Origin of the sequence: Daejeonella sp., from assembly GCF_049655485.1 — a bacterium.
Classification (GTDB): Bacteria; Bacteroidota; Bacteroidia; order Sphingobacteriales; family Sphingobacteriaceae; genus Daejeonella.
Genome location: NZ_JBASJU010000226.1, coordinates 1 through 5181 on the forward strand (window position 1 = coordinate 1; position 5181 = coordinate 5181).

At 44.4% G+C, this 5181-nt stretch carries 4 protein-coding genes; 3 read left to right on the forward strand and 1 reads right to left on the reverse strand.

Going from position 1 to position 5181, the window contains the following annotated elements; translation table 11 throughout:
- Nucleotides 1-990, forward strand: a 990-nt coding sequence (gene lnt / locus WBJ10_RS09640; RefSeq protein WP_424289709.1) for an apolipoprotein N-acyltransferase, incomplete at its 5' end; no start/stop codon positions are given.
- Nucleotides 991-1399: 409 nt separating this feature from the next.
- On the opposite strand, the gene WBJ10_RS09645 is transcribed toward lnt, so the two are convergent.
- A complete protein-coding gene (locus WBJ10_RS09645) occupies nucleotides 1400-3040 on the reverse strand; it encodes an NAD+ synthase (protein WP_424289711.1) in 1641 nt (546 codons plus the stop codon).
- Between the two features lie 89 nt (nucleotides 3041-3129).
- Between WBJ10_RS09645 and gldB the strand changes: the two genes are divergently transcribed.
- Complete coding sequence (gene gldB / locus WBJ10_RS09650; protein ID WP_424289713.1) at nucleotides 3130-4188, forward strand: gliding motility lipoprotein GldB; 1059 nt, start codon at nucleotides 3130-3132, stop codon at nucleotides 4186-4188.
- Between the two features lie 194 nt (nucleotides 4189-4382).
- Nucleotides 4383-5165, forward strand: a complete 783-nt coding sequence (locus WBJ10_RS09655) for a patatin-like phospholipase family protein (RefSeq protein WP_424289715.1) — start codon at nucleotides 4383-4385, stop codon at nucleotides 5163-5165.
- Nucleotides 5166-5181: the final 16 nt, after the last annotated feature.

Sequence of the window (5181 nt, forward strand, 5' to 3'; positions counted from 1 at the left end):
ATAGTATCCTTATTAATCTATTTCAATTATACGGAGAAAGCCAATCCCGCAAACATCGTGGTGGTGCAGCCTAATATCGATCCCTACGAAAAGTTTGGGAGCTTGAACCCTGCGACACAGATCGAACGGATGATCCATTTATCCGACTCACTGGGCCAACCAAATACGGAGTTTTTTATCTGGCCGGAGACCGCCATTTCACAGAAGACGGAGGAGGCTCAGATAAGGGATGAACCGAATTTCCAGAGGATACAGGCTTTTCTCAGTAAATACAAAAACGGAAACCTCCTTTCGGGGATTGAAAGCTTCTCCCTATATGATAGTCAGAAGACCGCCACCGCGCGATTTGACGAAAGCACGGGCAAGTATTTCGATGTATTTAATGCAGCGGTCCTGATTGAGAATTCGCCAACAGTCCAGTTTTACCATAAATCTAAATTGGTGCCCGGCGTGGAACAAACACCTTTTTCCAATACCATGAGCTTTCTAAAGCCAGCCTTTGAAGCATTCGGCGGTTCCGCCGGCAGCTACGGAAAGCAGGACGAACCTTCTGTGTTTTACTCCCAAAGCGGTATTGGCGCAGCGCCTGTGATTTGCTATGAATCGATCTGGGGTGAATATGTAGGAGAATATGTTAAAAAAGATGCTCAGTTCATTGCAATCATCACCAATGATGGCTGGTGGGGCAACACCTCCGGAAAGGACCAGCATCTTCAATATGCCAAACTTCGTGCAATTGAAACACGCCGGTGGGTAGCACGTTCTGCCAATACGGGCATCTCTGCCTTCATCAATCAGCGGGGCGATATCACACAGCAAACAGAATGGTGGGTACCCGCAGCGCTTAAAGCGGATATTAATCTGAATGATGAATTGACCTTTTATGTAGAGCATGGAGATTATATAGCACGGGCGGGGTCTATTGGGAGTGGGGTGTTTGGGGTGTTTTTGATTGTGGGGGTTTTTAGGAGACGGAAGACAAAAGAGTAAGGGAACCAAGGGCAACGCCAAAAAAAAATCCGCTCCCTATAACAGGAACGGATTTCTACTAAACTAAAAACTAAACCAAACTAAAACCCCGACATGAACCGGGGGTATCTTAATCCCAATTGCCAAATTAGGCTGTGTATTACATTTTCATAAAATAAACGTAATAAATGGGATTAACTGTTGGAACGTATATTTTTGTTACAGATTGGTGACGGTTTGGTGACGATGCCCCCCTCGACCCTAAAGGGGTCGTATGATTAATGTTAATTTGTAATCCTTTTTTCCCGACCGTTTAGTTAACAATCCTTCCACTTTCAGTTTTCAGTTTTCAGTTTTCAGTTTTCAGTTTCACTTCCCCTTTTCACCTTTCACCTATCACCTCTCTCACTTTCCGTTCTCCCTTTTCCCTTCACCCCGCATATTTCCCCACCACCGGCATCCTCCTCCCGACTCCAAACGCTTTCGGTGATACCCTCAATATCGGAGGAGCCTGATTGCGTTTAAATTCAGCAACGTTAACCATTTTAAGAACTCTCCTAACCAGTGCTTCGTCGAATCCCATCTGGATAATTGATTCCGAGCCTTTCTTCAATTCTATGTATTGAAATAATACCGCGTCCAGGGTGTCGTATTCCGGAAGGGAGTCCGAATCCTTTTGTCCGGGACGGAGTTCTGCGGAAGGGGGTTTGACAATACTGTTTTGCGGAATGATATCCCGCTCACGGTTCATATAGTTTGCGAGCTTGTAGACCTGGGTTTTGTATACATCACCCAAGACGCCGATGGCTCCTGCCATGTCGCCGTAAAGGGTACCGTAACCTACCGCGCACTCACTTTTATTGGAGGTATTCAATAAAATGTATCCGAACTTATTGGACATCGCCATCACGACAATAGCCCTGCTCCTTGCCTGAATATTCTCTTCAGCAACACTAAAAGGAAGATCCTTAAACACAGGTTTCATCATATTTTGAAAAGCAAGGGTTGCTTCCTTAATCGGTATCACCTCATGCTTACACCCGAGGTTCTGAACCAGATCCAGGGCATCCTGTATAGAATGGTCAGATGAATATTCAGACGGCATTAGAACGGCCATCACATTTTCAGGTGCCAATGCTTCAGCAGCAAGGGCGCAAACGAGGGCAGAATCAATGCCTCCGGACAGTCCGAGAACCGCTTTGGTGAAACCGGACTTTTGAAAGTAGTCTTTGATTCCTAGTACTAATGCATCATGGATCTGCTCAATATCTCCCTGCGGCTCATGCTGAAAGGCCTCTAGTCCCTGAATCTTACCCTGATCATAGTCGTAGATTCGCACCGCTTCTGTGAAATAAGGCATCTCATCAAGCAAAGCACCTTCCTCATCAAACACCAAAGATCCCCCGTCAAAAATTATTTCCGTCTGCGCACCTATTTGATTCACATAGAACATCGGGAGTTTATATTTCCTGCTGTTATCGCCGAGAATCAGCACCCTCTCCTCATCGTGATTATAAGCAAATGGAGAGGCTGCAATGTTGATCATCAGATCCGGCTTTTCCTGTATGAGCTCGTCCATCGGACAAGTAACATACATCGGATTATCGTTGATATTCCAAAGATCCTCACAGATTGTCAGAGCGATTTTAAAACCCATGAAATCCACACATTTAAAATCCACAGCCGGTTCAAAATAGCGGTACTCATCGAACACATCATAGTTCGGTAATAGAGCTTTATGCACGACTGCCTTTACGGAGCCGTTTTCAATAAAATAGGCCGAATTGAAAAGATCCTTACCTTCTATCTTAGGGTTTTTTGTAGGCAAGCCTATAATGCAGGAGATATCTACACACTCCTTTGCAATCTGCTGTGCTGAATTCTCGCACGACTCGATAAATTCAGAGAATTCAAGAAAATCCCGGGGCGGGTAACCGCAAACGCTTAATTCCGCAAACACAACAAGATCGGCGCCTTTAGCCTTGGCATCGTGTATGGCCGATATGATTTTTTTCGTGTTGAAATCAAAATCGCCGATGATATAATTTAACTGTGCTAACGCAATTTTCATATTGTAGATTGGTTTTATATTAATAATTATGCCGCTGCGGGTTTTGGTAAACCGTCATGGTTTCATAATTTAGCAGATATCCCAAATCAATGAGGAACGCCCGAATTTACTTGTTTTTTTCTATTTGCCTCATTGCAGCTTCCTGTAATAACAAAAAAGGGGCGGATGTGTCGGAAATTAAATTGGAAATTTCTATTGATCGGTTTGATAGGGATTTAGAAGGGATGAAGTCGGAGTTCGGAGTTCGGAGGTCGGAGGCAAACGACTTAATGGAGAAGGCGGAGGGGTTGAGAAAGAAATACACCTGGTTCTATGATGATTACATGGAGCAGATGTTGAGCGTAGGTTCTCCTGCTGAAGGGCCGTCCTATTTAAATAATCTGGCTGCTGTATTGCAGAACAAAGATTATTTGGAATTGAAGGCTTCGGTTGATCAGGCCTTTCCTGATATGTCGGCACAGGAGGAAGAGCTAAACAATGCCTTCAAGCATGTTCGTTATTATTATCCGAAGCAGAAGGTCCCGCGCCTGATTACATTTATTTCGGGATTTGCGGTTCAAACTCCAATCGGCAATGATTATATAGGGATCGGGCTCGACATGTTTCTGGGAAAACATGGAGGAAAGTTTTATCCGGCACTGCGGCAAAGTATCCCGCAATATATTGCGCGTCGCTTTACTCCTGAACATATCACGCCACGAGTTGTTGAAGCCTTTGTAAGGGAAGAAATGTTCCCCGAGCAAGACAAGGATCGCAGCCTGCTGACGAAAATGGTTTATAACGGAAAGATCTTGTATATGATGGATTCCTTTATGCCTGAAGTGGCCGATACTTTAAAAATCGGTTATACCGAACAACAAATTCAATGGTGTGAAGAGAATGAAGGCGGGATATGGGCCTACCTTTTGGAAAATGAACTGCTGTTCAATTCCGATTATATGAAAATCCAGAAATACCTGGCAGAAGCACCATTTACACCCGGCATCGGCGAAAACTCTGAGTCTGCTCCTAAGCTGGGCATCTGGACCGGCTGGCAGATCGTAAGGAAATATATGCAGGAAAATCCTGACGTCACCCTACAGCAGCTCATGGTTGAAAAGGATGCACAGAAAATATTAACTGAGGCGAAGTACAAACCGAAGATGTAGTTGTACGTTGTACGTTATACGTTATAAGTGCTAGGCACTGAAGTATCAGGGTTTGGTTGACGATTGATGGTTAACCGTTATCGGTTGCCTGTTGCGTATTACCTGACTGCAAAGCATGACGGTACGTTGGGTGGGTGTCTTGGTTCCTGGTTCTGGGCTCCTGGTTCCCCCCTCCACATTAAAATATATAGTATATGAGAATAGGCTTAGTTCTTTCCGGCGGCGGCATCCGAGGCATTGCTCATTTAGGAGTTCTTCAAGCGCTTACTGAAGCGGGTATAAAATTCTGTAAGATTAGTGGTACGAGTGCGGGTTCGATTGTGGGTTCATTGTATGCGCAGGGTATGGAACCTCATGCTATTTTGGAGATCTTTTTAAAGACTAAACTTTATAAATTTCTTAGGCCCGCTTTCAGGAATGCAGGATTGCTTTCTCTCGACAATACCAGACCCTTGTTTATGGAGCACCTGCCTCATGATTCATTTGAGGGATTGAAAACGCCTTTGGTTATTGCGGCAACAGATTTTAGTGAAGGAAAACTGAGGTATTTCTCTTCGGGGAAGCTCATTGAAGCGGTGCTGGCGTCTTGTTCTATTCCAGGAGTATTTAAGCCTATTATTATCGACGGGAAAATGTATGTCGATGGTGGGGTACTCGATAATTTTCCAATTGAACCCATCCGGAGGGATTGCGATTTTATTATCGGTTCTTCATGTAATCATCTTCCAGTAGTAAGTACCATATCCAATTTCCGCAAACTGTTCGAGAGGGCCGCTATCATGTCCATCAACTCGGATATGGAAAACAAATGCCAATACCTCGACGTCCTTATCGAGCCAGAGGGAATGGGGGCTACGAGCGTATTTGATGTGAAGAAAACGGAAGAGATTTATTGGCTTTCATACAATGCAGCGCTGATGAAGTTGAAGAGTGATGAAAAGTTGGTGGGGTTGATTGCGAAGATAAAGGAGAAGTAACCAAAAAGCCCATAAC

Bases quoted from the DNA above. Each gene is read 5' to 3' on its own strand.
- WBJ10_RS09655 (WP_424289715.1), top strand. From the start codon at position 4,383: ATGAGAATAGGCTTAGTTCTTTCCGGCGGCGGCATCCGAGGCATTGCT.
- gldB (WP_424289713.1), top strand. From the start codon at position 3,130: ATGAGGAACGCCCGAATTTACTTGTTTTTTTCTATTTGCCTCATTGCA.
- WBJ10_RS09645 (WP_424289711.1), bottom strand. From the start codon at position 3,040: ATGAAAATTGCGTTAGCACAGTTAAATTATATCATCGGCGATTTTGAT.